Below are 26,956 nucleotides of genomic sequence, written 5' to 3' on the forward strand. Positions count from 1 at the left end.
CAGATATCCTGTATTTTCCGTATTTTATCATTTGAAAAACTTGTTTTCCCTTATCTTCTGATTCTCTGTGCGATTCGAACAAGATATGCCCCGCCAGGCATTCTGGAAAGCCGCTCGGATGCTGTCTTATCAACCAGGATATAAACCAGGAAATACGCTGCTGCTGCCAGAATGATCGATACACCCAGGCAGATGATATTAGATGGTAAGATTGCATGAAAGCCATAATAAACACCAGCTGCCACGACACCCATCACTGCAGAAGCGATCAGCGGACTTACGTAAGCCGCCTTCCATGGGTTCTTATATTCCAGATATTTTTTCATAAAGAAATCATTCATCACGCATACAACGATTGCATACACGATCATAGCAACCAGCAATGCATAAATACCCAGGTCAGTGAACATCAGAAGCGCAACAACTACAATCACATCTACAACCAGCGCAACTGCTGCTGTGATCATAGGGATCTTCGGTTTACCAATTCCCTGAAGTACTCCATTGGAAATGTTGGACATTCCATTCAGAAGTATCGTAAAGGATCCAAGCATCAAAAGCTTTCCGGCCACACCATTTGTTCCTCCAAACAGCAGTAATACGATTGGCTGTGCAAGCACTGCCAGTCCTACCGCGCATGGAATAGAAATGAACATGGACAACTGCACGGTCTGGTCCACTCTTCTCCTTGTTTCATCAATATCTCCCGTTGCATACAGTGCAGATACCTCCGGGATCATTGAAGTCGGTGCTGCACTTGAAAGCGTCAAAGGAATATTGATAATACTCATAAAGTAGGTCGCATATTCTGCATACATCATACTGATCATATCTGCATTTACACCATGTTTGCCCATGATCTCAGAATACAGAACTCCATTCAGATAACCATTAATATTATAGATAAATGAGCTCAGGATGATTGGAGAAACGATCAGAATAATCAGCTTCAGAATCTCGCCATAAGACTCCTCATCATGATAATGATCATGTCTGACTCTGCATTTGATCGCATTCCGATTAACACCATATACCAAGAGCATAAACAACAGTGCGATCACGACACCTGCTGTCGTACCAACAGTAGACCCGGCGGCTCCCCATTTTGCCACACTTCCATCTGTACCATCGGCAAAATATTTAATGAACATCCAGGCTGCGATCAGACTGACTGCCGCATTAAAAATTTGTTCCAGTATCTGCGAGATCGAAGTTGGCATCATATTACGGTATGCCTGAAAATATCCTCTGTATACACCCAGGATTCCAGAAAGGAAAATCGTTGGTGATAAGATCTGCAATGCCAGTACTGCATTCGGCTGATTGCTCGGAATAATAAATCTTGCCCCAAATAAACACACCAGTGCTACGATTCCACCTACGATTGCCGCATAGATCAGAGATCCATGAAAAATCTTCTGGGCATTTTTGTAATCTTTTAAAGCAATTCGTTCTGAGATCAGTTTGGAAACTGCCTGTGGAATGCTGAAGGATGCAATCATCAGAAGAATCATATAGGCATTCTGGGCAAGGCTGATATATCCCATTCCCATATTGCCTACAATTGATGAAAGCGGGCTCTTATAAAGAAGACCGATGACCTTGGAGATCATTGCCGCAACCATCAAGAAAGATGCATTTTTTACTAAGTTGTTCTTCTGGTTCATGTTTACTCCTTAATTTCCTGCTGTTCTTTATTTTCAATCTGCCAGTCGATCGACTCCAAACCATTCTGAATCAGAAATTCATTTGTTTTGCTGAAATGTCTGCATCCAAAAAATCCTCTGTATGCAGAGAGCGGACTCGGATGCGGTGCTTCCAGAATCAGATGTTTCGGATTAGTCAGCATAGATTTTTTCATCTGTGCCGGTCTTCCCCAAAGGAGAAATACAATTGGACGATCCTGCTCATTCAGAATACCAATTGCAGCATCGGTAAACTGCTCCCATCCAATACCTCTGTGAGAATTCGCCTGATGCGCCCGCACAGTCAGGACCGTGTTAAGCATTAAAACACCCTGCCTGGCCCATTTTTCCAGATAACCGTTATCCGGGATATAGCATCCCAGATCATCATGGAGTTCCTGATAGATATTAACCAGCGATGGCGGGATCTCTACATCTCTTTTTACAGAGAAACATAACCCATGGGCCTGTCCATCATTGTGATACGGATCCTGTCCGAGAATCACAACTTTTACCTGACTTAGTGGTGTGAAATGAAATGCATTAAACATATCATCTGCCGGAGGAAAGATCTTGTGTGTCTGATATTCCTGCATCACTGTTTTGTATAGTTTCGCATAATATGGCTGATGGAATTCGCCTTTCAATGCTTCCAGCCATTCTCCTGATAAAGGAGCCATGTTTCTTTCACCTCTTATCTTCTTACGGAGATTCCTCTGTCTGCCAGATAATCTTTCACCTGACTGATCTCCAGTTCTTTATAATGGAATAAAGATGCTGCAAGTGCTGCATCTGCGCCACCCTCTGTCAGAGCATCATAAAAATGTTCCAGAGTCCCGGCTCCACCGGAGGCAATAACCGGAATGCTGACTGCATCTGAAATTGCACGTGTCAGTTCGATGTCATAACCCGATTTTGTTCCATCACAGTCCATGCTGGTAAGAAGGATTTCCCCTGCTCCCAGTGCCTCTGCCTTTTTGGCCCATTCAATCGCATCCAATCCTGTATCAAGACGTCCGCCATGTTTGTAGATATTCCAGCCACCTCCCGGTCTTCTCTTGGCATCTATAGCAAGCACTACACACTGACTGCCGAATTTCTCTGCTGCTTCACGAATCAGCTCCGGACGGTCTATTGCAGCAGAATTCACAGAAATCTTATCTGCACCCTCCCGGAGAAGCTTCTTAAAATCATCCACGGTACGAATTCCTCCGCCAACCGTAAATGGAATAAATACACAGGCAGCTACTTTACGCACCATATCAACTACCGTATCACGTTCTTCACAGGATGCTGTGATATCCAGGAAAACCAGCTCATCTGCTCCTGCTGCATCATATGCTTTTGCAATCTCAACCGGATCACCGGCATCTTTCAGGTCCACAAAATTAACGCCCTTAACCACCCGGCCTTTATTGACATCCAGACAGGGAATGATTCTCTTGGTAAACATATCAGTTCCCCTCCTTTTCCAGTTTCGCAAAATTTTCCAGGATCTTGAGGCCGTATCTGCTGCTCTTCTCCGGATGGAACTGGCATGCAAATACATTTCCCTTTTCAACAGATGCATGGATTGTTGTGCTGTAGTCTGTCACTGCCTTTACGATCTCCGGTTCTTCTGCATGCAGATAATAGGAATGTACAAAATATACATATGTGTCCTCTGGAATTCCCTGAAACAGTCTTCCGTTATTCTGCAGATGCAGCGAATTCCATCCCATATGTGGAATCTTAAGTCCTTCTGCCGGTGGAATTCTCAGAATTTTTCCTTTCAGAATACCAATACCCTCTACTCCCGGTGTCTCTTCACTGCTCTCAAAAAGCAGCTGCAGTCCCAGACAGATTCCAAGGAACGGCGTATTATTTTTTACCATATCTTTAATGACCGGTACCAGATTGTATCTGTGCAGATTCTCCATTGCCTGTCCAAAGCTTCCAACGCCCGGAAGGATCGCTTTATCTGCTTTTAAAAGCACCTCTGGATCCCGGGAAACGATCGTCTCCTCCCCAATATATGCAAGTGCTTTTTCTACGCTTTTGATGTTACCCGCATCGTAGTCGATGATTCCTATCATTTGTCTCTCACATCCTGTCTTCATTGATATTATTCCAGTATAACCCAAAAAAAGACAGATGCAAAGCGATTTCTTTACATCTGTCTCGATTTGTGCTGTTTTACTGATTCTTTCTGTCTAACGTGAACCAGAATTCCACACCATTATCATAGTTCTGCACTCCATACTGCTGATGGAGGCCTTCCATAATCGCCTTAACGATAGATAATCCAATACCGCTGCCACCATATTCTCTGGTTCTCGCCTTATCTACCTTGTAGAATTTATTCCAGAGATTCGGGATATCTTCCTCCGGTATCGGTGTACCTGTATTAAATACCGTTACTTTCACATGGTTCTCCTCTGTCAGAACACGGATCTCGATCTCTTTTTCTCCATCCAGATGATTCAATGCATTGCTTGTATAATTTGTCACGACTTCTTCAATTTTAAATTCATCTGCCCATACATAGACAGGCTTTTCTGCATCAAAGCTGACCTTTGCCTCTTTTTGCTGGATCATGATATCCATAGACTGCAGAACCCCCCGTATCAGAGTGACAATATCAAAGCGTTCTACGGTCATTTCATCTCTTCCGGATTCCAGCTGATTCAAAGTAAGAAGGTTACGAACCAGCTTATTCATCTTGGATGCCTCATCCATGATAACATCGCAGTAAAACTCCCGGCTTTCCGGATCTTCGGAAATATTTTCTTTCAGTCCTTCTGCATATCCCTGAACCAGCGCGATCGGAGTTTTCAGCTCATGAGAAACATTATTCAGGAACTCCTGTCTCATCTGATCGATTCGTTCTTTATTCTCAATATCTTTCTGTAATTCATTGTTTGCAGATTTCAACTCTGAAATCGTCTTTTCCAACTGTTCAGACATACGGTTGAAATTTTCTCCCAGCTCATCGATCTCATTTCCGGCATGGCTCTGATATTTGGTCTCAAAATCCAGTTCACTCATCTTCGTGGAAAGCAGTGTCAATTCACTGATCGGACGCGTGATTCTCTTTGTCACAAACCAGATCACAAATCCACTGACCACAATGATCAAAATGCCAACATAGAAATAAAATTTATTCGATATGGAAACGCTCTCACGTATGCTCTCCAGTGGCGTTCGGATCAGAAAATAGCAGCCATTTTTGAGTTCTCCCCAACTCTCCACATATTCCATTCCGGCAAAGCGGTCCCTCACCTGCTGTATAACATAATTCTCATTTTGCTGGAGTGTTTTTGCATGATCATCCTTTTTCTGATCCAGATCATAAGCATAACCGACCAGCCGGGCCTCCAGAAGATCTTCATTGCTTCCGACAGAACATACTGTCTGTCCATCTGCTGTGATCACTACCCAGGTAAGATTATTCTCTGAACTGTCTTTAAACATTTCATCAGAAATATCTGCACTGCATTTTCCATCTGAGTCTGTTGTCATCTTCAGCGCCTCGAGATTTTTTACAGCTTCCTGTAATACATCTGTCTTTTTGCTGATATAATAATGTTCCAGAAAAAGTCCATTGATCACGGTTGTGATCACCATGGAGAGCAGGAATAGTCCGATAAACCAGAATTCAATCTGCTGTCTCAGCGGATGAAACTTCCTTTTTTCTGACTTTCCTGCCGTTTTCTTCTTTGGTTTCATGCTTCATCTACCTCAAATTTGTAGCCCATACCCCAGACGGTTCTGATATATTCGCCCTTGTCTCCCATTTTGCTTCTGAGTTTTTTGACATGTGTATCAATGGTTCTGGCATCCCCAAAATAATCATAATTCCATACAGAATTCAGGATTTTTTCTCTGGATAATGCAATTCCCTGATTTTCAAGGAAATACGTAAGAAGTTCAAATTCCTTAAAGCTCAGTTCCATTGGTTTGCCGTCAACACTTGCCTGATGAGCAGATTTGTCAATCACGATGCCACCAGCAGAAAGCACATCGTTTCCGGCATCCTGTCCGGTTCTTCGAAGGATTGCTTCTACTCTGGCAACCAGGATCTTCGGGCTGAATGGTTTGGAAATATATTCATCTACACCAAGATCAAAACCAAGAAGTTCATCACGTTCATCTCCTCTGGCAGTGAGCATGATGATCGGTACTTTTGAGTTTTTGCGGATCTCACGACATACTTCCCAGCCATCCATCTTAGGCATCATGACATCCAGGATCAACAGTGCTATATCTTTTTCTTCATAAAAAATATCCATTGCCTCCTCACCATCTCCGGCTTCCAGTACATGGAAATTTTTCTTTTCAAGGAAATCCTTCACAAGCTTACGCATACGACTTTCATCATCTACTACAAGAATCTTTGGGGCTTCCATTTTTCATTCCTCCATCAAACATTTACTTTCTATTTTGTTTTATCTTAGCAGAGATTTATGTAAGTTTTGTGAACGGATGGCAGAAATTTGGACAGAATTAGAAGTAATTTTCATAAAACAAAAACCGGAAGCCATAGAAACAGGCTCCGGTTCTCCATTGTCATATTTTTTGCTGTCTTTATGAATGATCTGGAATTATGCAAGTGCTTTACCAAGCGCCTTGCAGTTTTCTACTGCATCATCATCCGGTTCTTCCTGGCAGATCACACCGTCAGCGACAAGAACAGCCCCGTCTTCTTTGCATTTATCTTCCCAGTTATGCATCCATTCTCCATCGCCCCATCCATAAGATCCGAAAAGTCCAACCTTTTTGCCGGAAAGTTTTGTCTCACAGGAGTTGAACATCGGTTCGAATTCATCTTCTTCCAGAACTTCATCTCCCATTGCCGGGCAGCCAAACGCGATCGCATCGAATTCATCTACTTTATCTGCTGAAAAATCAGCTGATTCAAAAGAAATAACTTCTGCACCTGCTGCTTTTGCTCCTTCCGCTACTGCATTTGCCATAGCTTCTGTGTTTCCTGTTGAACTCCAATATACTACTGCTACTTTACTCATCTTGATTTACCTTATCCTTTCTGTTTATGCTGCAACAGTCAGCTGAAGAATTGATCTTCCATCCGCAAAAAGTCGTCTGTAGATTTCTGAACATTTCTTCAGTTTCCGGAAAAGCATCTGAGTCTGCTTTTCATTTCCATATACTTTCCAGATTCCGCAACATTTATAATTTTTACCTTTCTGTTCAATAAATCCAGTCACGTCATCAAGAGGATACCCAAGAAAAAGCCCAACTTCATGTGGAAAACCATCTTTTTCAAAAAAGCGCTCCTGAAGCTGTCGAATACAGCAATCTGTCTCCTGACATTCATAACCGCAGTCTTTCAAAAGAGCACATGCACCTTCACACTGCAGATCCTGTTCCAGTTTCTTTTTGCGGTATACATAGACCAGTGCCTTATATTCACTTGTTCTGAGCACTTCCACAAAAACACCTCTGCAATTCAGTTTTCTGTTTTCCTCTTCAATTTCCATGGACAGTTTATTTCTGTTCATTGGTGTATAAGTAAACATATTTGCAGTTTTGATTCCTGCTAGCGTAGGTGCACAGTGTGCTATGATCTCAGCTTCTAACATCCTTAAGTCTCCCGTTGATTAGTTGTGTCTAACCTATTGTTTTAAATTTACGGATATGTTTCCATATCCGTAAGTTTTTATTTGTTAGCTGCTTCTAACTAACATGATAGTACAATACTTTTCACTCGCTGTCAAGAGTTTTCTTTAATTAACTTTTCATATCCTGCACTGACTTTAGAGTACAGATTTCATAGAGTCCATACCAATCAGTAAAGTTGAAGTATTATGAAGCAATGCAGACATAGTCGGCTGAATCACTCCTGTTACACCAAGAGCGATCAGACTTCCATTAATACCAACGATACGTCTGTAATTCTTATGGATCTTATCCATCAGACCATTGCTGATTTCCTTAAGTGTAACCATGACACTCAGATCATCTGCCCCGATCGTGATATCCGCAATTTCTCTTGCAAGTTCTGCTCCATCACTGATCGCAATACCAACATCTGCTGCAGAAAGCGCCGGAGAGTCATTAATTCCATCACCTACCATCAGGACTTTACGTCCCTGTGCTTTAGCTTCTTCTACGAATTTTGCTTTGTCCTCCGGAAGTACTTCAGAATAATATTTATCGACTCCAACTCTGGTTGCGATTGCTTTTGCTGTGCGGTCACTGTCACCTGTCATCATAACGATCTGTGTGAACCCCGCTTTTCGCAGTGCCTTTACAACCTCCGGTGCCTCCGGGCGAAGCGGATCTTCAATGCAGATCACCGCGGCAAGTTTCCCTTCAATTCCAAGATACAGATGAGAATATTCTTCCGGAAGATTTCTGAACAATTCTTCCTTTCCGACCGGAATTGTACATTTTTCATCTTCAAATACAAAATGATGGCTTCCTATAATTGCTTTTCTTCCATCTACCATTGTTGAAATTCCGTGAGCTACAATATATTCAACTTTTGAATGCATTTCTTCATGAGTCAGGCCACGTTCTTTTGCAGCATCCATAACTGCTTTTGCCATGGAATGTGGAAAATGTTCTTCCATGCATGCAGCAAGTCTGAGAAGATTTTCTTTTGAATCACCGTTAAAGGAAACTACATCAACAACTGTCGGCTGTGCCTTCGTCAGTGTTCCTGTCTTATCAAACACAATCGTATCTGCCTCAGCAACTGCTTCCAGAAATTTTCCACCCTTCACCGTAATATGATGTGCATTTGCCTCACGTATCGCTGCAAGAACAGAAATTGGCATTGCAAGTTTCAATGCACAGGAAAAATCAACCATAAGAATAGACAATGCCTTGGTCACATTTCGTGTGAGTGCATATGTAAGAGCTGTACCAGCAAGTGTATACGGAACCAGTCTGTCTGCAAGATGTTCTGCTTTGCTCTCCACTGCCGATTTCAGTTTTTCAGTCTCTTCGATCATGGTTACGATCTTTTCAAACTTGGTAGAGCCAGAAGTTTCTTTTACGCGAATGGTAAGTTCACCTTCCTCCATAACCGTTCCGGCATATACATAACTGGATTCATGTTTTGCCACCGGCATGGATTCCCCTGTTAGAGACGCCTCATTTACCATAGCCTCGCCTTCTGTAACAATACCGTCAAACGGAATTACGGTTCCCATATGTATACGGACTCTGTCACCAGGTTTAATTTCATCTGTTCCTACCTGAACTTCAGAATCCTCTGTTATCAGCCATACCTTGCTCACATTCAGGGACATGCTTCGTGCCAGATCATCCACAGACTTTTTGTGTGTCCAGTCTTCAAGAATCTCACCAAAGCCAAGAAGGAACATTACGGAAGAAGCTGTACTGAAGTCACCTCTGAGCATGGATACACCGATCGCCGTTGCATCCAGTACCGGAACTTCAATTCTGCATTTTGCAAGTGTGCGCACACCTTTCCAGATATATTTCACAGATTTCAGCGTTGTCAGAAATGTCCGGACCGGAAGTGGCAGGAATATTTTCTTACCATAATGGAGCACAACATGGTTTACCATCTTCTCCCAGTATTCTCCATTCATTTCTCTTCCTGAATTCTGAAGATAACTTTCCGGTGCCTCAGCCTTTTCATAAGAAAATCTCTGAATTGCCCTCAGCATTTCTTCTCTGTTATCAGAATAACAGATCACTACGTCTTGATTTCTCTCTACTACTTTGACAGAGATTACACCATTCAGTTTTGTCAGAAAATATTCCAACTGATCTGCCTGTCTGCATGTCATTCGTTTCTGACAGATATGAAGTCTGACTCTGCCTCTGATTTCATGTTCTATTTTGAATCTCATATTGTCATCACCTTTAGTTATGAAAAACACCTGCAGTTTCTCTCCGCAGGTGCTTTGTTCTTATTCCTCTTCTGCTGCAGTTTCTTCTGTTTCTTTAAATGTTTCTTCTTCAGCAGTATCTTCAAATGCTTCCTCAGCTGCTGCGCGATCTTCGTTGATCTGCTGTGCTTCTGCATAAATATCTTCTGCGTTCTCCTGAACCTTGGATACAATTTTCATTACGCAGTCTTTTGCACGAAGAACAGCTGCTGTACAGTTCGTATAAACTTTTTTTGCATCTTTGCTGGAAAGAAGTTTGATTCCTGCTGTTCCGAATAATACTCCTGCCGCGAATACTCCGCTGTGTTTCTTATCAAGTTTGATCATTGTAATATCCTCCTGTATATTTCTTTTTTAACATTACACATATTATAAAATCTCCAAAACAAAAGTCCAGACTAACTTGCAAAAGTGATAAATTTTCTCATTATCATCTAAAAACAGAGTAATTTACTTCTGTTTTTTGCGTATTTTCTTCCGGGAGTCCATTAGTTGCTATTTTCAACGGATACGCGTCGTACTCTCCTTGACTGAAGATATCCGCAGGATTCCATTCCTTTTTCAATAATCTTGCAAAGTTTTTCATTATCCAGCCGGATATTTGTCTGATCATCCAGTTGTACACAGCAGACAGGTACCTGTCCCTGTTCATCGCAGATGCGATAAGCGCTTTTCCTTTTCAGGGCACCGATTTCTTCTAGAAGATTAATCATTCTGTATACTGTCGCCATTCCAATATTTGGATCCTTTTTAGATGCCAGAAAATATATTTCCTTACAACAGGTACATTCTTCCTGCAAAATAATATCCAGTATGATCTTTCTCTGTTTTGTAATCCTGCAGCCTTCCCGGCGAAGTCTGTCAACAATAGCACTCCGCTGCATGCTGCTTCTCTGATACTGCTGATTACGGAAGGATTCCTGAGCAGGATCTGATGTATAATCATATATTTCCTCTCGCAGTGCTTCCATTTTCGTTCCTCCTGATCCGTTCAGTTTGTTTTGTCTTACTATTTGTTTCGAGCAACTTCTGTTCGCTATATCTATCATGAGTTTACATCTTCTAACTGTCACTGTCAAGTTTTTTCAGTATTTTATAAAAAGGTTATAAAAACCAAGTTCTTCCCTTGACAACTCTATATACAGTTTCATATAATAGAAAAAGTCAGAAACACAAGCATCGTCTGTTTACCAGTAATATCGGATCTTTCCGAACCTGATCAGGGCTTGTACTGGTTTCGACGGGGGCTTTGAAGTTGAGGCAGCCATCCGCAGACTCCTGGACTGCGTACCAACCGGGAAACTAAATATAAACGCAGACGAACAGTACGCGTTAGCAGCCTAAGTGCTGCTCATCAGCCCTGATGCACTCACACATCAGGAATCTGGTGTCGACTATGTGAGAAACCTTGCCGGGTAAGCTTTGCCCCGGTAGATGTATCATGAAGCTACTGAAGCAATAAGCCTGTCGATGGGCGTATTGCCAAGGGAATGTTAAAACAGCGACTGTGATGGGAGACACCGCAAGGGATAGGCTTTCGGACAGGGGTTCGATTCCCCTCAGGTCCATTTTTAATATGGCAGATAGCGTAAACATAAAAAATGTGAAGTCTTAATTATCAAGACTTCACATTTTTTATTTATCTGTTATATTTTCAACTGATTATATATTACTCGGCCATTCTCTTCTGAACTGTTTCAAATTCATCAATGATCTCTTTTGACGGAGCCTTTGTTGCAAGGCTTACAATGACAATCATAGCACAGGAAACCAAAAATGCCGGAAGTAATTCATAAAAATTCAGGAAAGATACATTTGGACGTACAAGGTATTTCCATACAAATACCATAACACCACCAGAAATCATTCCTGCCAGTGCACCCTGCCAGTTCGTACGTTTCCAGAACAAAGCAAACAATACAACCGGTCCAAATACAGCACCAAATCCAGCCCACGCAAAAGATACGATGTTAAATACTGAGCTGTCCGGATTACGTGCAATGATAACCGCTACGACTGCGATCAAAAGCAATGTAACACGGTCAGCAACCATACTCTCATTCTTGTCAGCTTTTTTCTTCAGGATATTTCCGAGAAGGTCAGAAGATACTGCTGAAGAAGCTGCCAGAAGCTGTGAATCTGCAGTAGACATGGTAGATGCAAGGATTCCCGCAAGGATCGTACCACCAAGCAGTGCCGGAAGAACGCCATATGTACTCAAAAGATCTGCAATCTTAACAATGATTGTTTCTGAATTAGATCCCTGAAGCATTTCAAGTTTGCCTGCTTCTGTCATTCCAAGGCCGATCACACCGATCAGTACTGCTACAGCAAGTGAGATCACTACCCATGTAGTAGCTACTCTTCTTGATAAGGAAAGTTTCTTTTCATCTTCAATTGCCATAAATCGAAGAAGAATATGCGGCATACCAAAATAGCCAAGTCCCCAGGCCATCATGGAAACAATATTTATAACAGGATATGCAGACTCCGTTCCACTTACAGGATCATAAGTTGTCATCATGGTCAGATAACCCGGCAGTGATTTCGCATGATCAATAACCGCCGAAGGACCTCCTGCTATAGATACCCCAAAACAAAATACGATGATCAGTGCAATAGACATGATGATGCTCTGGATAAAATCCGTTGTTGATGCGGCAAGAAATCCTCCGAGAGTCGTATATCCAACTATAACAAGGGCACTGATGATCATTGCTGTGAGATATTTTACTCCAAAAAGGCTGGAGAAAAGTTTTCCACAGGCTGCGAATCCGGAAGCCGTATACGGAATAAAGAAAATAACGATAAAAATAGCTCCGATCGACTGTAACAGATGTCTGTTGTCTCTGAAACGGTTGCTGAAGAATGATGGCAATGTAATCGAATTGCCTGCTACATGTGTGTAGAGACGAATTCTCTTTGCAACGATCTTCCAGTTAAGATACGTTCCAATTGCAAGTCCGATCGCAGTCCATCCGGCATCAGCGATTCCAGACAGATACGCCAGACCCGGAAGTCCCATTAAAAGCCAGCTGCTCATATCGGAAGCCTCTGCACTCATTGCCGTAACCAATGGTCCAAGTTTACGTCCACCCAGATAAAAATCGGATGTGTCATTATTTTTCTTGGAACAGAGGTAGCCGACATAGATCATTGCACCCAGATAAACAATGATTGCTATCATGATGCAGATGTGTGAAGTTGTCATAAGTTCCTCTCCCTTCTGAAATGGAATGCATATTTATTCATATTCTGATATGCATATACCTACAATATTATTCGAAAACTACAGAAAAGTAAAGAAAATTCTTAGCAAAAAACGACTCTGTTTTTATAAAAAATCAAAACACACAAAAACCATCGGAAATGCTTTAAAAATAACATAAAATCTACCAAAGAAGATTCTATGATTTGTCGAAAAATCTAAGAAATTGTCTGACGAATCATATTGACGATATACCTTCCTGAATTATAGAATAATGGCGAAACCTATAGTTATTGCACAAACGGAGGATTAAAAATTGGAAAACAAAAACGAAGCTGTAATTGCAAACTACATCGAAAAAATGATGGGAGAAAGGAGACAGAAAATATTTGAATCGGATGAGTATATTCAGCAGGACAACGGTGATCTGGATTATCTGGAAGAACGCTACAGCAGTCTGAAAATACCTTATGTGATCAGAAGAGTCGTAGATGATTATATTGCATGCCTGGAATCAAGGGATGAACGATACGCAGACATGTCCTATGTAGCAGGCATGGGTGATGCAATATCATTACTTACAAAAATGGGAATGTTAAATAATCAGGAACAGCCGCTCAGTATCAATGCTGAATAAAACATGGAATGAATTCAAATATACAATACTACATATTATCGTTTATGCAATAAAAGACTATATTTATTTTAAAAAAAGGCATAGCCGGGGAAATCCGGTGGCGCAAAACTATAGGGTCTAAGCAAATGTATGACAGCCAGTTGCAGGAGAGATACATATAACTCTTTTAGAACAGAAAAAAAGTTGACGACCATCCGTGGTTTCAGGATGAATCGTCAACTTTTTGTATTTTTTATTTCCGTTTACCACAGATAGGAAAAGATGGATGCTCCGATTACTGTGCACAGACCGCACACAACGATAGCAAGACTGCTCATTGCTCCCTCGACTTCACCCAGTTCCATTGCTCTCGCAGTTCCTACTGCATGGGATGCCGTGCCGATTGCAAGGCCTCTGGAAATCGGGCTCTTAATACGGAAAAGCTTACAGATAAATTCTGCTGCCATATTTCCAAGTACTCCTGTAATGATGATCACCGCAACAGAAATTGTCACATATCCGCCAAGTTCCTCAGATACTCCCATACCGATCGCTGTAGTAATAGATTTTGGAAGCATCGTTACATATTCTTTATGGTTCAGACCGAATACGACTGACATTGCAAGTACGGTTCCAAGACTTGCGAGCACTCCGGAAAATACACCAACAAGAATCGCTACTATATTTTTCTTCAACAGATCCAGCTGAAGATAAAGAGGTATAGCCAGACAGACCGTTGCCGGTGTCAGAAGATAGCTCAGATATTTGGCACTCATATTGTAACTTTCATAATCCACATGAAATACTACCAGAAACGCAATTACAAGTATGATGGAAATCAACAATGGATTTAAAACTGCCAGTTTCCATTTGCGCTGAGCAGCCAGGCCGATCTCATAAGCCAGCAGGCTGATCACGATTCCAACTGTTGCAGAACTCAAAATCAGATTATCCATTCTTCTTCTCTCCTTTTCTTGAAATTAAGAAATCTGTCACTTTTCCTGTCACAATCATAACTACAAATGTAGATACTACTGTTATTACAAGAAGTGGCACCAGGAAAGACTGCAACTGACTCCAGGACGTAACAAGTCCTACACCTGCCGGGATAAACATAAGCGGCATGATCTCAATCAGAAATTCTCCTGTTTCTTTTACGTGTTCTACCTTGATCACTTTTGCAAGCAGAAGCACAAACATCAGAATCAGTCCATAAATACTACCCGGTATTGGAAGCGGGATAAAATATTTCATAATCTCCCCCGCGCAGGTCACAGCCAGAATGATTCCAAACTGTCTTAAATATTTCACTTTATTCGCCTCCTGAGTTTAAATCTTTTATTACCCTTGTTCTTTTATTATGAGTAACAAACTTTTTCTATTATAGCACACTGCATTTTGTCTCAACAAGTCAGTCAAGACCACCGGCTTAGCCGGTGGCTTGCTTTGACCCTATAAGGGTCTATTACCGGCACTGGAGTCTAAAGACTCACTGAAATAGGTTCGCCAAGCGCAACATCATTTACCCACTAAGCCCTAAAGGGCTTCTTTTATTTGTTCGGTTTTACTGGCTCACCCGTGAACGGGTCAATATACTCTTTCAGTGTCATCTGGTCATATTCCAAATCTTCTTGTAACTGATTTGCTATATATTCCTGTATTTTCTTTGCATTTTTCCCTACCGTATCTACATAATATCCTCGACACCAGAAATGTCTATTTCCATATTTATATTTTAAATTTGCATGTCTTTCAAATATCATAAGTGTACTTTTTCCTTTTAAGTACCCTACAAAATACGATACACTTATGCTCGGTGGAATTTCTACTAGCATGTGTACATGATCTGGACATATTTCCGCTTCTACAATTTTTACACCTTTTCTCTTACATAACATACTCAAAATATTCGCTATATCCTGCTTTATTTTTCCATATGCTACTTTTCTTCTATATTTTGGTGCAAATACAATATGATACTTACAATTCCATTTTGTATGTGATAAACTATTACTATCCATTTGGATAACCTCCTTTGTCCTTTAATGCGGTTGGCGAACCAACATTATTGTAACACAGGAGGTTTTTTACTGTAAGCTGAAGCATTCCTAACTCACCTGCATAGCAGGTGGTTTATTTGTTTCCCAAAGTTCCGTTTTTCGGATCAACGAAAAACTACACAATGGTAAACAGGGCTTTGCCCTAACAAATAAAGTACAAAAAACTGCCGATATTACAGCAGTTTTTTATATAAATGTTTGATTAATGTCAATTTTTAGCTATTTGCGGTTCTGATAACTAAGGATACATCCCAAGTATTTCTACGAACTCTTGCAGATGCATCTGTACCCGTAGTGGTTATATCCAGATTCTCTCTTCAGTTTTAATTGATGGGGTGTAGTCATGCTTCGCACTTTAGGAAATAAAGTATGGTATTGGGAATTCTTTATTTCTTTATTATAATGTCTTCCAGTTTTCTTTTGGGTACGTAATGTACATCGTTCTCATCGCGGTAATAGGCAATGTTCTCGCCTTCCTCGATTTCTTTGATCACAATTTTTTCTGCCGGCTTGCCAAATGCCACGATCAGCACCGGAGCGAGATTTTCGGCGAGGTGCAGTTCTTTTTTGACGGAATCGGCATTGTAGTTTCCAATCATGCAACCGCCAAGTCCACGTTCAGCTGCCGCCAAAAGCATGGTCTGTGCCACAATTCCGACATCTTTCTGGTATCTAGGGATGGAAGCTCCAAGGTTCAGATCCTGGCAGATGATGATAAATCCTGTCGGGCACATGCCCGGATGAGGAAGCTGCATCTGCGGAAGCGCCCGCGCCCAGTTTGTCAGTTTCTGGATTCGGTCTACTTCTTCATTCTCCCATGCCAGATAATAACGAAATGGCTGGGCGTTCACGCTGGACGGTGCAAAACGCGCGCAGTCCACGAAGTCTTCCAACTCTTCTCTGCTGAAGCGATAAGATTCATCATATCCTCTGTAGCTTCTGCTTGCTTTTACAATATCTTTGAACATGTTTATTCTCCCATATCTTTCGCGCATACCTTTAATTTTTCTCTGATTGGCAGATGATATGGACATCTTGGCTCACATTTGCCACAGCCAATGCATGCAGAAGCTTTTACTTTCAGCGTGCTGTAGCGTTCTTTCGCCCAGTCTGCCAGATCATATCTCTGCAGATAACCGGCAAAGAGAAATACACTTGGGATATTGATACCTACGGTACATGGTGCACAGTAATTGCAGCGACGACAGAAATCATTTCCAAGCTGCGCGCGAACCTCCTCCATCTTCTTGAGTTCTTCCTCTGTAAGAGGTGTAGAATCAGAGCAGGCTGCCATATTTTCGTCCAGTTCACGGATCTCTGCCATTCCTGGAATCACAACAGTCACATCCGGATTGGAACAGACATAGCGAAGTGCAAGTGTACCATCTTCGATTGCGCCACCGGCAAGTGGTTTCATATCAATAAATCCGATATTTTTTTCAGCACATTTGCGAATCAGTTCAGCGCCCTGCTGCTCTACAATATTATATGGAAACATAATTGTTTCTACCCAATCCAGCTCCAATGCACGCTCAAAAACAGCAGTGGAATGCGCAGTCAGTCCAATGTGTCCGATTTTTCCAGCTGCTTTGGCTTCTATAAGCGCCTCCAGTGCACCGCCCTCTCCAATAACCTGATCTAGCTGTTCCATGCTTGGATTATGTACCTGATACAGATCAATATAGTCTGTGCGGAAGTTATTCAGACTTGTCTCAATATCTGCCGCCATTGCTTCTTTTGTTCTTGCCATGGATTTTGTCGCAAGTACAAATTTATCACGAATTCCCTCCAGCCCATAACCGATATACCGTTCACTGACTGTGTATCCTCTCGCGGAATCAATATAGTTGATTCCTTTTTCTGCCATTGCATGAAGAAGCTTCTTTGTCCCTTCTTCATCGATTTTCTGAATCGGAATGCCTCCGAATCCCATACGTGAAATCTTCAATCCTGTTTTTCCAAGTGTTCTGTACTCCATATCATGTCCTCCATTTCTATTTTAACCAAAATTCTATTTTCGGCAACGATTTCTCACTTTTTGCTCTTTTTCTTTGCTTTTCCACGAATCAGCACAGTAAAAAAATACCACCGAATCTCTCCGGTGGTATCTTAACTTGCTACTGCTCACTACGTTCGCAGCAACTATTCATCCTATTAATTATACACGAGACAGATATTCACCTGTTCTTGTATCGATTTTCAGTTTATCTCCCTGGTTAACGAACAGCGGAACCATTACCTGAGCACCTGTTTCAACAGTTGCAGGTTTTGTAGCACCCTGTGCTGTGTTTCCAGCAAATCCTGGCTCTGTCTCGATAACTTCAAGTTCTACAAACAGAGGCGGCTCGATTGCATATACATTTCCATTCCAGGAACAAACTTTAACAACTTCGTTCTCTTTAACGAATTTGAGAGAATCTCCAACCTGTTCTTTTGTAAGTGCAACCTGATCATATGTTTCTGTATTCATGAAGTTGTAAAGGTCTCCATCATTGTACAGATAACTCATGTCCACACGGTCGATACGAGCCTGTGGGAATTTCTCTGTAGGACGGAAAGATTTTTCCAGTACAGCTCCTGTGATAATGTTTTTATATTTTGTTCTTACGAACGCAGCGCCTTTTCCAGGTTTTACATGCTGGAATTCAACGATCTGACATACGTTTCCTTCAATTTCGATTGTGACACCGTTTCTGAAATCACCTGCAGAAATCATTTTATTATCCTCCTTCGTTTTGTGTTCGCTACCAGTTATTCTATAATATACAGGAAGTTTTTTCAACTACTTTTTTTCATAAGAAGCCAATTTCTCTTCAATTTCTTTAATAAGCTCCTCAAAAGGCACTTCTCCTGTCGTTACCTGAATATCAGCAAACTTCTGATATACCGGATCTCTCTGTTTCAGAAGTTTCTTGATCTTGTCATCTCTGTCTTCCCCATCCAGCATCGGATCTTTTTTGGATCCCTCCAGACGTTTCTTGAGCGTTGCCAGTGATCCTTTCAGATAAACAACTGTACCAAGTTCTCTGAGATATTTTTCGTTCTGTTCCTGCAGTGGAAGACCTGCTCCAAGTGAAATCACCTTGCGCTCTGAATCCTGAATCAGCTGTTTCAGTGCCAGAGTCTCCAATGCACGGTAATACGGCTCTCCGAATCTCTCGAATATCTCTCTTGCAGAAAGATTCATCCTCTTTGTAATGATCTTCTCCAGATCAACAAATGGTAATCCCAAGTCTTTGGAAAGCTGCTTTCCAACTCTCGTTTTTCCCGAACCCATAAACCCAATGATCACCACGTGGTTCATGAAATCCCCTCCTCCTTTTTGTAAAAATGTAATACTATTTTTTCCAGATAACGTTTGAGCACAATCTGAATTTCTTCTTTTGGATGAATCGGCTTCACCAGAATATTACGGATGCCGCTTCTTTTGGCCCCATATACATCTGTGAAAAGCTGATCTCCTATAAAAATGGTATTTCCTGTGTCTGTTCCAAGAAGTTCCATTGCTTTCTTATAATTACGTACAGATGGCTTGTGCGCATTCTCAATAAACTGTGCGCCAATCGCATCTGCAAATGAGGAAACCCGCTCAATCTGATTGTTTGACAACAGACAATAGCCAAATCCAAGTTCTCTCAAATGTGCAAAAAGTGCAATTGCCCGCTCATCTGCCGGTGCCCCGTGAGGCACAAGTGTATTATCAATGTCATAGATCAGACCGCGGTACCCTTCGCGGTAAAGGCGGTCATAATCTATCACATACGCAGAATCCAGATATTCATCTGGAAAAAAACATCGAAACATTATTTTCTCCTCTGTTGTCTGATCTTATCTCTCGCTGAGAGGAATATATTCTGCCTCAGGCAGAACATTCTTATATGCCGGGCGGATGATCTTATCTGTATTGATCAACTCTTCCATTCGATGCGCACTCCATCCAACAATACGTGCCACGGCAAACATCGGTGTATAGAGTTCCAGTGGAAGATCCAACATGCTGTATACAAATCCACTGTAAAAATCAACATTGGCGCTGACACCCTTATAAATACGGCGTTCTTCTGCAATCACCTGTGGAGCCATCCATTCAACCATGGAATACAGACGATAATCTTTCATACGTCCTTTTTCTTTTGCGAGGCTTTCTACAAATCCCTTAAGAACTTCTGCTCTCGGATCGGAAACAGAATAAATTGCATGTCCCATACCATAGATCAGGCCACGTCTGTCAAATGCTTCTTTATGAAGAAGGTGTTTCAGATATGCACGAACTTCCTCTTCATCTTCCCAGTCACGGACTTCTTTCTTCATATCCTGGAACATCTGAATAACCTTGATATTCGCACCGCCATGTTTCGGGCCTTTCAGTGAGCCGAGTGCAGCAGCAATTGCAGAATATGTATCCGTTCCGGATGATGAAACAACATGTGTTGTAAATGTAGAGTTGTTACCACCACCATGTTCCATATGAAGTATCAATGCCAGATCAAGGATCTTCGCTTCCAAATCTGTATATTTTTTATCTGGTCTGAGCATCCGAAGAATATTCTCAGCTGTAGAAAGTTCTTTCTTCGGATTGTGGATATAAAGACTCTTACCTCTCACATAATGACTGTATGCCTGATATCCATATACGGAAAGCAGCGGAAATTCACTGATCAGGTTCAGGCACTGTCTTAGTACATTCGGAAGTGAAATATCATCTGGATTATTATCATAGGAATATAAAGTAAGCACGCTTCGTGAAAGCGCATTCATAATATCACGTCCCGGTGCTTTCATGATAACATCACGCACAAAATTTCTTGGTAATGAACGCTGGGCTGCCAGCAAAGCCTGGAAATCTGCAAGTTCTTTTGCACTTGGAAGTTTACCAAACAAAAGCAGGTAGGTCGTCTCTTCAAATCCAAACCGATTATCATTGACAAAACCCGCCGTCAGATCTTTGATATTATACCCTCGGTAATAAAGACTTCCTGCACAGGGAACTTCTTTCCCATCAATAACTTTAACCGCCTGTACATTGGATATCTGTGTCAACCCGGCCAGAACGCCTTTACCATTGATGTCTCGAAGTCCTCTTTTTACATCGTACTTTCCATAAAGTGACACATCCATACTGGAATGATCTACGCACATCTGTGTCAGATTTTCAATTTCCGGTGTTACTTTTGTGTTAAATCCTGTCATGCATGATACTCCTTTCGACTTATGCTTCTTTTTCCCGCAGGCCCTCCTCAAAATAAATCTCTAATCTAAAATAAGTATAACATTTCCTGTCATTTCAGTCCAGTTATCTCTGCTGATATGTGCGCAGAAATTCTCTAAGTTTTTCCATTGACTTCTCAAGCTGTCTTATATTTGGAAGATAAACAATTCTGAAATGATCTGGTTTCATCCAGTTAAAGCCTTTGCCCGGAACGATCAGTACCTGTTTCTCATGCAGGAAATCAAGTGCAAACTGTTCATCATTTGTAATATTGAACTTCTCGGTATCGATCTTCGGGAAGATATAGAAAGCAGCATGAGGTTTTACTACAGAAATTCCCGGGATATCTTTCAGTGCATTATAGATGCACTCTCTCTGCTCATAAACTCTTCCACCCGGTTTGATATACTCTGTGACACTCTGGTATCCACCAAGTGCTGTCTGCACGATCGACTGTGCCGGCACATTGGAACAAAGTCTCATAGAGGAAAGCATCTTGATTCCTTCTATATAGCCTTTTGCCTTGTCCTTTGCTCCACTTAAGATCATCCATCCGATACGGAATCCAGCGATCATGTGGGATTTGGACAATCCGGAAAATGTAACACAGAAAACATCCGGTGCCAGAGAGGCAATGGATGTATGCTCATATCCGTCCATAACCAGGCGGTCATAAATCTCATCCGAAAAAATGATCAGTTCTTTTTCTCTTGCGATCTGAACGATCTGTTCAAGAATTTCTTTGGGATATACTGCACCTGTCGGGTTATTCGGATTGATGATGACGATTGCTTTTGTCTTATCTGTGATCTTGCTTCTGATATCATCGATATCAGGATACCAGTCTGACTGTTCATCGCAGACGTAATGGACAACGTTTCCCCCGGCCAGTGTAGCTGTAGCCGTCCAGAGCGGATAGTCCGGTGCCGGGATCAGAATCTCATCTCCATTATCCAGAAGTGCCTGCATACAGAGATTAATCAGCTCACTTACACCATTTCCAGTATATATATCATTCATGGAAACATTTGGAATATTACGAAGCTGCGCATACTGCATGATTGCCTTACGTGCAGAAAAGATTCCCTTGGAATCGGAATATCCCTGAGATGTACGGATATTGCTCAGCATATCCAGAATCACTTCCTGAGGAGCTGAGAATCCGAACGGATACGGGTTTCCGATATTCAGTTTCAGAATTTCTTTGCCTTCCTCTTCCATTCTGGCCGCCTCATCAACCACCGGTCCTCTCACATCATACAGTACATTATCGAGCTTTGTTGATTTGTCAAATGTTCTCATTTTTTCACTCCTCTCCGTGAATTTTTTATTCATATCGGTCACTGGAATCCTATATTCAGTAACTCGTATTGTACTATAATCTCACATTCCGCTCAATTTCGCAAGGTAAAATTCTCCACAACTCGTATCATAAAATCATATAAATTATTTTTTAGTATGTCTTAATAAATTTTTTGAAAAAAATTTTTATGATACCCTTTTCAACTTTACCACTTTTGTGTATAATAGTCCCTGGACAAATGTCTTAGACAGATAGACATAATTCATAAAACGAATGAGGAGGAAATCAACATGTCTTACACAGAAGAAGTTTATGAAAGAGTCGTTGCACAGAATCCTGGCGAACCAGAATTCCATCAGGCAGTCAAAGAAGTACTGGATTCTCTGAAAGTTGTTATCGACAAAAATGAAGAAAAATACCGCAGTCTTTCCGTTCTGGAACGTCTGGTAGAGCCAGAAAGAATCATTTCTTTCCGTGTTCCGTGGGTAGATGACAACGGCAAAGTACAGGTAAACAAAGGATACCGTGTACAGTTCAACAGTGCAATCGGACCTTACAAGGGTGGTCTTCGTTTCCATCCGACAGTAAACCAGAGCATTCTTAAATTTCTCGGCTTCGAACAGGTTTTCAAAAACTCCCTTACAGGTCTCCCGATCGGTGGCGGTAAAGGTGGTTCCAACTTCGATCCTAAGGGCAAATCTGACAGAGAAGTTATGGCATTCTGCCAGAGCTTTATGACAGAACTCTGCAAATACATCGGCGCAGACACAGACGTACCGGCTGGTGACATCGGTGTTGGCGGACGTGAGATTGGATATCTCTTCGGACAGTACAAACGTGTTCGTGATCTTTATGAAGGCGTTCTGACAGGTAAAGGACTTACCTATGGTGGTTCCCTGATCCGTACAGAAGCTACCGGATACGGTGTTGTATATATTCTGAACGAACTGATGAAAGACCACAACGATTCTCTTGACGGAAAAACTGTTGTTGTTACAGGTTCCGGTAATGTTGCAATCTATGCAGTGCAGAAAGCTACTCAGCTTGGTGCAAAGGTTGTTGCAATGTGCGACTCTAACGGATATATCCATGATCCAAACGGAATCAACCTTGACATTGTCAAAGATATCAAAGAAGTAAAACGTGGACGTATCAAAGAATACGCTGACCGTGTAGAAGGTGCTACTTACACAGAAGGTGTTGGCATCTGGAACATCAAATGTGATGTATATCTTCCATGCGCAACTCAGAACGAACTTGACCTTGATGGTGTAAAAACTCTGATTGCAAACGGATGCAAATATATCGTAGAAGGTGCAAACATGCCTACTACAAGAGAAGCTACAGACTACGCTATGGCAAACGGTGTTCTCTTCCTTCCTGGAAAAGCATCCAATGCAGGTGGTGTTGCTACTTCCGCACTGGAAATGAGCCAGAACTCTCAGAGACTTTCCTGGACATCCGAAGAAGTTGATGCCAAACTTCATCAGATCATGGTTGACATCTATGCTAAGATCAGCGATGCTGCAAAACGTTATGATATGCCGGACAACTTCGTTGTTGGTGCTAACATTGCAGGTTTCGAAAAGGTTGTAGATGCAATGATGGCCCAGGGTATTGTTTAATCTCCTGTTCATTCGTAAGTATAATCCAAAAGGCGTTCCGGATTTCTGATCCGAAGCGCCTTTTTATATTTTCATGTTTTCTTTATGGTTCCATAAATTTCTTCAGTTCATCCATAAATGTACTGACATCCTTGAATTCTCTGTAGACAGAAGCAAAGCGAACATAAGCAACTGCATCCAGGTCCTTCAGATGTTCCATGACAATCTCACCAATGCGGGTACTGGAAATTTCTTTGTCTGCTGTGTCAAAAATATCTCCCTCTATAGAATCCATCAGCGACTCGATCTTTTCCACCGGAATCGGTCTCTTATAGCAGGCACGCAGAATTCCGCCCTGAATCTTGGAACGGTCATACTGTTCACGTGTCTGATCCTTCTTAATGACACTCAATGGAATAGTTTCAACTTTTTCGTATGTCGTAAATCTTTTTCCACAGGATTCACACATTCGCCGTCTCCGGATTGAATTTGTATCATCTACCGGTCGGGAGTCTACAACCTTGCTGTTATCCTGATTACAAAACGGGCATCTCACAGTATTTTCCCCTCTTTCCCCTTTTAATGAAATAATTATACTTTATTTTTTCGAACAATGTCAAGAAATGCACCTGTATATTTCAGATAAATTTTGCATATCTTTTATAAAAAGTGGTAAATTCATGCGATTATGTGAGCTTAGACAGAAAGAAGTCATCAATACCTGTACCTGTCGCAGTCTTGGCTGCCCGGTCGATCTGGAGTTCGACCGCAAAACAGGAGCCATCACTGCTCTCATCGTTCCAGGTCCCGGCAAATTCTGTTTTTTTCCCGGCAGAGAAAGCGAATACATCATTCCCTGGTGCTGCATCTGCCAGATTGGTGATGATATCATCCTCGTCGAAGTCAAAGAAGAAAAATGTTTTCACAAAGACCACCTTCTCTGACACTGTCAAGGGCTATTAATTTTTATATTTTTCCCAGAAAAGAATATTTCCTGTCCTCCCTGAGAATCATTTCTAGTACCAGAAATAAGAGATGAGGAGGATATTTTGATGGCACTTAATAAAGTAGAAATCTGCGGGGTAAATACATCCAGTCTTCCGATCCTGAAGTCGGACGAAAAAGAAGCATTATTTCAAAAGATCAAAAAAGGAGATTCTGAAGCTCGCGAACAATATATCAAAGGAAATCTCCGCCTTGTGTTAAGTGTTATCAAACGATTTCAGAACAGCAATGAAAATGCCGATGATCTTTTTCAGATCGGGTGCATTGGTCTTATGAAAGCCGTCGATAATTTTGACGATACACTGAATGTCAAATTCTCGACATATGCAGTCCCGATGATCATCGGTGAGATCCGCCGCTATCTACGGGATTATAACAGTATCCGGGTAAGCCGTTCTCTGCGCGACATTGCCTATAAAGCCATTTATACCAAAGAAAATATGATCAAAAAGAATCTGAAGGAACCAACGATCGATGAAATTGCTGATGAGATCGGCATTGAAAAAGAAATGATCGTATATGCCCTGGATGCGATCCAGAGTCCTGTCAGCTTGTTTGAACCGGTATACTCCGAGGGTGGCGATACGCTGTATGTCATGGATCAGATCAGCGATCAGAAAAACAAAGAAGACCACTGGCTGGAAAACCTATCTCTCCGGGAAGCCATGAACCGGCTTAACCAGAGAGAAAAGCACATCATTGAAATGCGCTTCTATGAGGGTCGGACACAGATGGAAGTTGCTGATGAAATCGGCATCTCTCAGGCGCAGGTCAGCCGCCTTGAAAAAAATGCTCTGAAGACCATGAAAAATTATCTGAGATCCTGAAATTGCTTTATATGCAAAAAGCCTCCCTGCCGGACCAATTGCCGACAGAGAGGTTCTTTTTTATTTCAGTGCTTTCTCAATTTCTTCAATTACAATCTTCAGTGCTTTGATACGTGCATATTTCTTGTCAACGGACTCCAGAATATGCCACGGTGCAAACGTTGTACTTGTCTTCTTCAGCATCTCATCGACTGCTTCTTCATACTGATCCCATTTTTCACGGTTTCGCCAATCTTCGTCTGTGATCTTCCAGCGTTTCTCCGGATTATTCTGGCGGTCATTAAAACGCTCCAGCTGTGTATCTTTATCAATCTGCACCCAGAATTTGATGATCACTGCACCCCAGTCGTGGAGTTCCTTTTCAAATTCATTCATCTCATTGTAAGCACGTTTCCAGTCATTTTCACTGCAGAATCCTTCCAGCCGTTCTACCATGACACGGCCATACCACGTACGATCAAAGATTGCAATGTGCCCATCCTTCGGAAGTCTTGTCCAGAATCTCCAGAGATAATGCCGAGCCTTCTCATGTGGCTCCGGACTGGCGATTGGCTGTACCTCATATCCTCTAGGATCCAATGCCCCTGCAATTCGTTTGATATTGCCGCCTTTGCCGGCCGCATCCCATCCCTCATAGGTAATGATCACCGGAACCCGCTTACGGTACAGGCGATTATGCAGTTCTCCCAGTTTAGCCTGCAGCTTCTTCAATTCTTTCTGGTACTCTTCTTCGTCAATTGTCTTGCCTTCCAGCTCTACGTCTTTCAACTTAGGCATCTTGACCAGTGGAAAGACATTCTGAAGGATCGGTACCGAATGACTCTGGTTCTGCAATGCCACTTCGATACTGCTCACCAATGTATCCATCACCTGCAGCTCTGCCCACTTCTTATCCTTTGCATCAATGATATACCACGGCGAACTGGACATATTGGTGTCTTTCATATAACGGTCAAATACATTCTCGCACTTCTTATAATGTTTGTTCTGCCATTTATCGAATCCTGTCACACGCCACTTGGTATCATCCTTGGAAAGCAGCTTCTTCATACGTTTTTCCTGTTCGTCCTTATCAATCTCCATAAAGAATTTCAGGACCAGATATCCATTGTCCGTAAGCTGCCTTTCAAAACGCCTGATGCTCTCGATACACCGCTCATAAGCATCTCCTTCGAGTTCTCCATTCAATACTTCCTTCACCGTCTGTTCCATCCATCCGGAATCCAGGAATGTAAATTTGCCTTCTTCCGGGATCTGTTTCATATAACGATACAGAAACGGTCTGCGTACCTCTTCCTCTGTCGGAGCTGACATCGTGGCAACCTTGAAAAAACGAGGATCAATATTCCTGATCACCTTACCGATCATACTGCCTTTGCCTGCTGCACTCCACCCCTCAAAAAGGACCAGTACCGGGAGCTTGTGCTCCTTGATCTTCATCTGAAGATCATAAAGTCTGTTTCTGGTTTTCTCAAGCTGTACTTTCATCTCATCTTTGTCCGGTTCTTCGCCCGGTGTCCATGATTTTAACATATTGAGCCCCCATTTCTTTTTGTTGACAGTATACCACG

The 26,956-nt window shown here is 41.9% G+C and carries 28 protein-coding genes, 1 other RNA gene and 1 riboswitch; of the genes, 5 read left to right on the forward strand and 24 right to left on the reverse strand.

The annotated features are described in order from the left end of the window. Positions 1-50: 50 nt before the first annotated feature. From NQ503_RS10910 to NQ503_RS10960, 11 genes are all read right to left on the reverse strand, one after another. Positions 51-1,667 carry a putative polysaccharide biosynthesis protein gene (locus tag NQ503_RS10910; protein ID WP_055055143.1) on the reverse strand — a complete coding sequence of 539 codons (1,617 nt, stop codon included), beginning with the start codon at positions 1,665-1,667 and terminating at the stop codon, positions 51-53. A 2-nt stretch (positions 1,668-1,669) separates the two neighbouring features. After that, the gene (gene ung, locus NQ503_RS10915; protein WP_055055142.1) at positions 1,670-2,365 is read right to left on the reverse strand and encodes a uracil-DNA glycosylase; all 696 of its coding nucleotides are present in this window, start codon (positions 2,363-2,365) and stop codon (positions 1,670-1,672) included. 14 nt (positions 2,366-2,379) lie between these two features. Then, complete coding sequence (gene hisF, locus NQ503_RS10920; protein ID WP_022388826.1) at positions 2,380-3,138, reverse strand: imidazole glycerol phosphate synthase subunit HisF; 759 nt, start codon at positions 3,136-3,138, stop codon at positions 2,380-2,382. A gap of 1 nt (position 3,139) precedes the next feature. Continuing rightward, positions 3,140-3,760 carry an imidazole glycerol phosphate synthase subunit HisH gene (hisH, locus tag NQ503_RS10925; RefSeq protein WP_022388827.1) on the reverse strand — a complete coding sequence of 207 codons (621 nt, stop codon included), beginning with the start codon at positions 3,758-3,760 and terminating at the stop codon, positions 3,140-3,142. 100 nt (positions 3,761-3,860) lie between these two features. Further along, positions 3,861-5,393, reverse strand: a complete 1,533-nt coding sequence (locus NQ503_RS10930; RefSeq protein WP_005422142.1) for a sensor histidine kinase — start codon at positions 5,391-5,393, stop codon at positions 3,861-3,863. After that, a complete protein-coding gene (locus NQ503_RS10935; protein WP_005422140.1) occupies positions 5,390-6,073 on the reverse strand; it encodes a response regulator transcription factor in 684 nt (227 codons plus the stop codon). Before NQ503_RS10935 ends, NQ503_RS10930 begins: the two co-directional genes overlap by 4 nt. Before the next feature lie 195 nt (positions 6,074-6,268). Continuing rightward, entirely contained in the window at positions 6,269-6,691 is a 423-nt protein-coding gene (locus NQ503_RS10940; protein WP_005422138.1) for a flavodoxin, read from the reverse strand. 24 nt (positions 6,692-6,715) lie between these two features. Further along, positions 6,716-7,267, reverse strand: coding sequence for a DUF3793 family protein (locus NQ503_RS10945; protein ID WP_005422137.1), 552 nt, complete (start codon positions 7,265-7,267; stop codon positions 6,716-6,718). A 174-nt stretch (positions 7,268-7,441) separates the two neighbouring features. Continuing rightward, positions 7,442-9,514: a heavy metal translocating P-type ATPase gene (locus NQ503_RS10950; protein ID WP_005422136.1), complete on the reverse strand. Its 2,073-nt coding sequence runs from the start codon at positions 9,512-9,514 to the stop codon at positions 7,442-7,444. A gap of 60 nt (positions 9,515-9,574) precedes the next feature. Then, on the reverse strand, positions 9,575-9,880 hold the full coding sequence (locus tag NQ503_RS10955; protein ID WP_005422135.1) for a DUF6110 family protein: 306 nt from the start codon (positions 9,878-9,880) through the stop codon (positions 9,575-9,577). Between the two features lie 161 nt (positions 9,881-10,041). Further along, the gene (locus tag NQ503_RS10960) at positions 10,042-10,524 is read right to left on the reverse strand and encodes a transcriptional repressor (protein ID WP_022388369.1); all 483 of its coding nucleotides are present in this window, start codon (positions 10,522-10,524) and stop codon (positions 10,042-10,044) included. 251 nt (positions 10,525-10,775) lie between these two features. On the opposite strand from NQ503_RS10960, the gene ssrA reads away from it, so the two are divergent. Beyond that, positions 10,776-11,124: a transfer-messenger RNA gene (gene ssrA, locus NQ503_RS10965) on the forward strand. 98 nt (positions 11,125-11,222) lie between these two features. On the opposite strand, the gene putP is transcribed toward ssrA, so the two are convergent. Beyond that, positions 11,223-12,764 (reverse strand): sodium/proline symporter PutP, encoded by a 1,542-nt coding sequence (gene putP / locus NQ503_RS10970; protein WP_044925860.1) that lies wholly within the window; start codon positions 12,762-12,764, stop codon positions 11,223-11,225. 313 nt (positions 12,765-13,077) lie between these two features. On the opposite strand from putP, the gene NQ503_RS10975 reads away from it, so the two are divergent. Further along, positions 13,078-13,398: a hypothetical protein gene (locus tag NQ503_RS10975; RefSeq protein ID WP_022388371.1), complete on the forward strand. Its 321-nt coding sequence runs from the start codon at positions 13,078-13,080 to the stop codon at positions 13,396-13,398. 67 nt (positions 13,399-13,465) lie between these two features. Then, positions 13,466-13,546: riboswitch (cyclic di-GMP riboswitch) on the forward strand. 94 nt (positions 13,547-13,640) lie between these two features. Here the strand turns inward: NQ503_RS10975 and NQ503_RS10980 are convergent. From NQ503_RS10980 to NQ503_RS11025, 10 genes are all read right to left on the reverse strand, one after another. Then, positions 13,641-14,333, reverse strand: a complete 693-nt coding sequence (locus NQ503_RS10980; protein ID WP_005426018.1) for an LrgB family protein — start codon at positions 14,331-14,333, stop codon at positions 13,641-13,643. Continuing rightward, on the reverse strand, positions 14,326-14,688 hold the full coding sequence (locus NQ503_RS10985; protein WP_022388372.1) for a CidA/LrgA family protein: 363 nt from the start codon (positions 14,686-14,688) through the stop codon (positions 14,326-14,328). Before NQ503_RS10985 ends, NQ503_RS10980 begins: the two co-directional genes overlap by 8 nt. Before the next feature lie 239 nt (positions 14,689-14,927). Continuing rightward, complete coding sequence (gene tnpA / locus NQ503_RS10990) at positions 14,928-15,398, reverse strand: IS200/IS605 family transposase (RefSeq protein ID WP_005423698.1); 471 nt, start codon at positions 15,396-15,398, stop codon at positions 14,928-14,930. Positions 15,399-15,823: 425 nt separating this feature from the next. Further along, positions 15,824-16,405: a nitroreductase family protein gene (locus NQ503_RS10995; RefSeq protein WP_005427569.1), complete on the reverse strand. Its 582-nt coding sequence runs from the start codon at positions 16,403-16,405 to the stop codon at positions 15,824-15,826. Positions 16,406-16,407: 2 nt separating this feature from the next. Next, on the reverse strand, positions 16,408-17,415 hold the full coding sequence (locus NQ503_RS11000; RefSeq protein WP_005427568.1) for an aldo/keto reductase: 1,008 nt from the start codon (positions 17,413-17,415) through the stop codon (positions 16,408-16,410). 180 nt (positions 17,416-17,595) lie between these two features. Then, entirely contained in the window at positions 17,596-18,153 is a 558-nt protein-coding gene (gene efp, locus NQ503_RS11005; RefSeq protein ID WP_005427567.1) for an elongation factor P, read from the reverse strand. A 66-nt stretch (positions 18,154-18,219) separates the two neighbouring features. After that, positions 18,220-18,741, reverse strand: coding sequence for a shikimate kinase (locus tag NQ503_RS11010; RefSeq protein ID WP_005427566.1), 522 nt, complete (start codon positions 18,739-18,741; stop codon positions 18,220-18,222). Next, positions 18,738-19,241: a YqeG family HAD IIIA-type phosphatase gene (locus NQ503_RS11015; protein WP_005427565.1), complete on the reverse strand. Its 504-nt coding sequence runs from the start codon at positions 19,239-19,241 to the stop codon at positions 18,738-18,740. Before NQ503_RS11015 ends, NQ503_RS11010 begins: the two co-directional genes overlap by 4 nt. A gap of 24 nt (positions 19,242-19,265) precedes the next feature. After that, complete coding sequence (locus tag NQ503_RS11020) at positions 19,266-20,627, reverse strand: citrate/2-methylcitrate synthase (protein WP_005427564.1); 1,362 nt, start codon at positions 20,625-20,627, stop codon at positions 19,266-19,268. 103 nt (positions 20,628-20,730) lie between these two features. Beyond that, on the reverse strand, positions 20,731-21,948 hold the full coding sequence (locus NQ503_RS11025; RefSeq protein ID WP_022388376.1) for an aminotransferase class I/II-fold pyridoxal phosphate-dependent enzyme: 1,218 nt from the start codon (positions 21,946-21,948) through the stop codon (positions 20,731-20,733). Positions 21,949-22,239: 291 nt separating this feature from the next. Here NQ503_RS11025 and gdhA point away from each other — a divergent pair, with 291 nt between their 5' ends. Beyond that, a complete protein-coding gene (gene gdhA, locus NQ503_RS11030) occupies positions 22,240-23,574 on the forward strand; it encodes an NADP-specific glutamate dehydrogenase (protein ID WP_005427562.1) in 1,335 nt (444 codons plus the stop codon). Positions 23,575-23,656: 82 nt separating this feature from the next. Here the strand turns inward: gdhA and nrdR are convergent, their stop codons facing one another. After that, positions 23,657-24,109, reverse strand: a complete 453-nt coding sequence (gene nrdR, locus NQ503_RS11035) for a transcriptional regulator NrdR (RefSeq protein WP_022388378.1) — start codon at positions 24,107-24,109, stop codon at positions 23,657-23,659. Positions 24,110-24,233: 124 nt separating this feature from the next. Between nrdR and NQ503_RS17755 the strand changes: the two genes are divergently transcribed. Continuing rightward, complete coding sequence (locus NQ503_RS17755) at positions 24,234-24,497, forward strand: PRC-barrel domain-containing protein (protein WP_081017183.1); 264 nt, start codon at positions 24,234-24,236, stop codon at positions 24,495-24,497. Between the two features lie 108 nt (positions 24,498-24,605). Then, entirely contained in the window at positions 24,606-25,385 is a 780-nt protein-coding gene (gene sigG / locus NQ503_RS11045) for an RNA polymerase sporulation sigma factor SigG (protein ID WP_005427557.1), read from the forward strand. A gap of 60 nt (positions 25,386-25,445) precedes the next feature. Here the strand turns inward: sigG and pap are convergent, their stop codons facing one another. Further along, complete coding sequence (gene pap, locus NQ503_RS11050; RefSeq protein ID WP_044926118.1) at positions 25,446-26,918, reverse strand: polyphosphate:AMP phosphotransferase; 1,473 nt, start codon at positions 26,916-26,918, stop codon at positions 25,446-25,448. Between the last annotated feature and the right edge of the window lie 38 nt (positions 26,919-26,956).

The sequence above is a fragment of the Blautia obeum ATCC 29174 genome, from assembly GCF_025147765.1.
GTDB classification, from domain to species: domain Bacteria; phylum Bacillota; class Clostridia; order Lachnospirales; family Lachnospiraceae; genus Blautia_A; species Blautia_A obeum.

Excerpts from the sequence above, each read along its gene's own strand:
- hisF (WP_022388826.1), bottom strand. The coding sequence starts at position 3,138 with ATGTTTACCAAGAGAATCATTCCCTGTCTGGATGTCAATAAAGGCCGG.
- NQ503_RS10945 (WP_005422137.1), bottom strand. The coding sequence starts at position 7,267 with ATGTTAGAAGCTGAGATCATAGCACACTGTGCACCTACGCTAGCAGGA.
- sigG (WP_005427557.1), top strand. The coding sequence starts at position 24,606 with ATGGCACTTAATAAAGTAGAAATCTGCGGGGTAAATACATCCAGTCTT.
- NQ503_RS11000 (WP_005427568.1), bottom strand. The coding sequence starts at position 17,415 with ATGGAGTACAGAACACTTGGAAAAACAGGATTGAAGATTTCACGTATG.
- NQ503_RS10940 (WP_005422138.1), bottom strand. The coding sequence starts at position 6,691 with ATGAGTAAAGTAGCAGTAGTATATTGGAGTTCAACAGGAAACACAGAA.
- efp (WP_005427567.1), bottom strand. The coding sequence starts at position 18,153 with ATGATTTCTGCAGGTGATTTCAGAAACGGTGTCACAATCGAAATTGAA.
- NQ503_RS10935 (WP_005422140.1), bottom strand. The coding sequence starts at position 6,073 with ATGGAAGCCCCAAAGATTCTTGTAGTAGATGATGAAAGTCGTATGCGT.
- NQ503_RS10960 (WP_022388369.1), bottom strand. The coding sequence starts at position 10,524 with ATGGAAGCACTGCGAGAGGAAATATATGATTATACATCAGATCCTGCT.
- NQ503_RS11015 (WP_005427565.1), bottom strand. The coding sequence starts at position 19,241 with ATGTTTCGATGTTTTTTTCCAGATGAATATCTGGATTCTGCGTATGTG.
- NQ503_RS11025 (WP_022388376.1), bottom strand. The coding sequence starts at position 21,948 with ATGAGAACATTTGACAAATCAACAAAGCTCGATAATGTACTGTATGAT.
- NQ503_RS17755 (WP_081017183.1), top strand. The coding sequence starts at position 24,234 with ATGCGATTATGTGAGCTTAGACAGAAAGAAGTCATCAATACCTGTACC.
- ung (WP_055055142.1), bottom strand. The coding sequence starts at position 2,365 with ATGGCTCCTTTATCAGGAGAATGGCTGGAAGCATTGAAAGGCGAATTC.
- NQ503_RS11010 (WP_005427566.1), bottom strand. The coding sequence starts at position 18,741 with ATGAACCACGTGGTGATCATTGGGTTTATGGGTTCGGGAAAAACGAGA.
- NQ503_RS11020 (WP_005427564.1), bottom strand. The coding sequence starts at position 20,627 with ATGACAGGATTTAACACAAAAGTAACACCGGAAATTGAAAATCTGACA.
- tnpA (WP_005423698.1), bottom strand. The coding sequence starts at position 15,398 with ATGGATAGTAATAGTTTATCACATACAAAATGGAATTGTAAGTATCAT.
- NQ503_RS10980 (WP_005426018.1), bottom strand. The coding sequence starts at position 14,333 with ATGGATAATCTGATTTTGAGTTCTGCAACAGTTGGAATCGTGATCAGC.
- pap (WP_044926118.1), bottom strand. The coding sequence starts at position 26,918 with ATGTTAAAATCATGGACACCGGGCGAAGAACCGGACAAAGATGAGATG.
- hisH (WP_022388827.1), bottom strand. The coding sequence starts at position 3,760 with ATGATAGGAATCATCGACTACGATGCGGGTAACATCAAAAGCGTAGAA.
- gdhA (WP_005427562.1), top strand. The coding sequence starts at position 22,240 with ATGTCTTACACAGAAGAAGTTTATGAAAGAGTCGTTGCACAGAATCCT.
- NQ503_RS10955 (WP_005422135.1), bottom strand. The coding sequence starts at position 9,880 with ATGATCAAACTTGATAAGAAACACAGCGGAGTATTCGCGGCAGGAGTA.
- NQ503_RS10995 (WP_005427569.1), bottom strand. The coding sequence starts at position 16,405 with ATGTTCAAAGATATTGTAAAAGCAAGCAGAAGCTACAGAGGATATGAT.
- NQ503_RS10910 (WP_055055143.1), bottom strand. The coding sequence starts at position 1,667 with ATGAACCAGAAGAACAACTTAGTAAAAAATGCATCTTTCTTGATGGTT.
- NQ503_RS10950 (WP_005422136.1), bottom strand. The coding sequence starts at position 9,514 with ATGAGATTCAAAATAGAACATGAAATCAGAGGCAGAGTCAGACTTCAT.
- NQ503_RS10930 (WP_005422142.1), bottom strand. The coding sequence starts at position 5,393 with ATGAAACCAAAGAAGAAAACGGCAGGAAAGTCAGAAAAAAGGAAGTTT.
- putP (WP_044925860.1), bottom strand. The coding sequence starts at position 12,764 with ATGACAACTTCACACATCTGCATCATGATAGCAATCATTGTTTATCTG.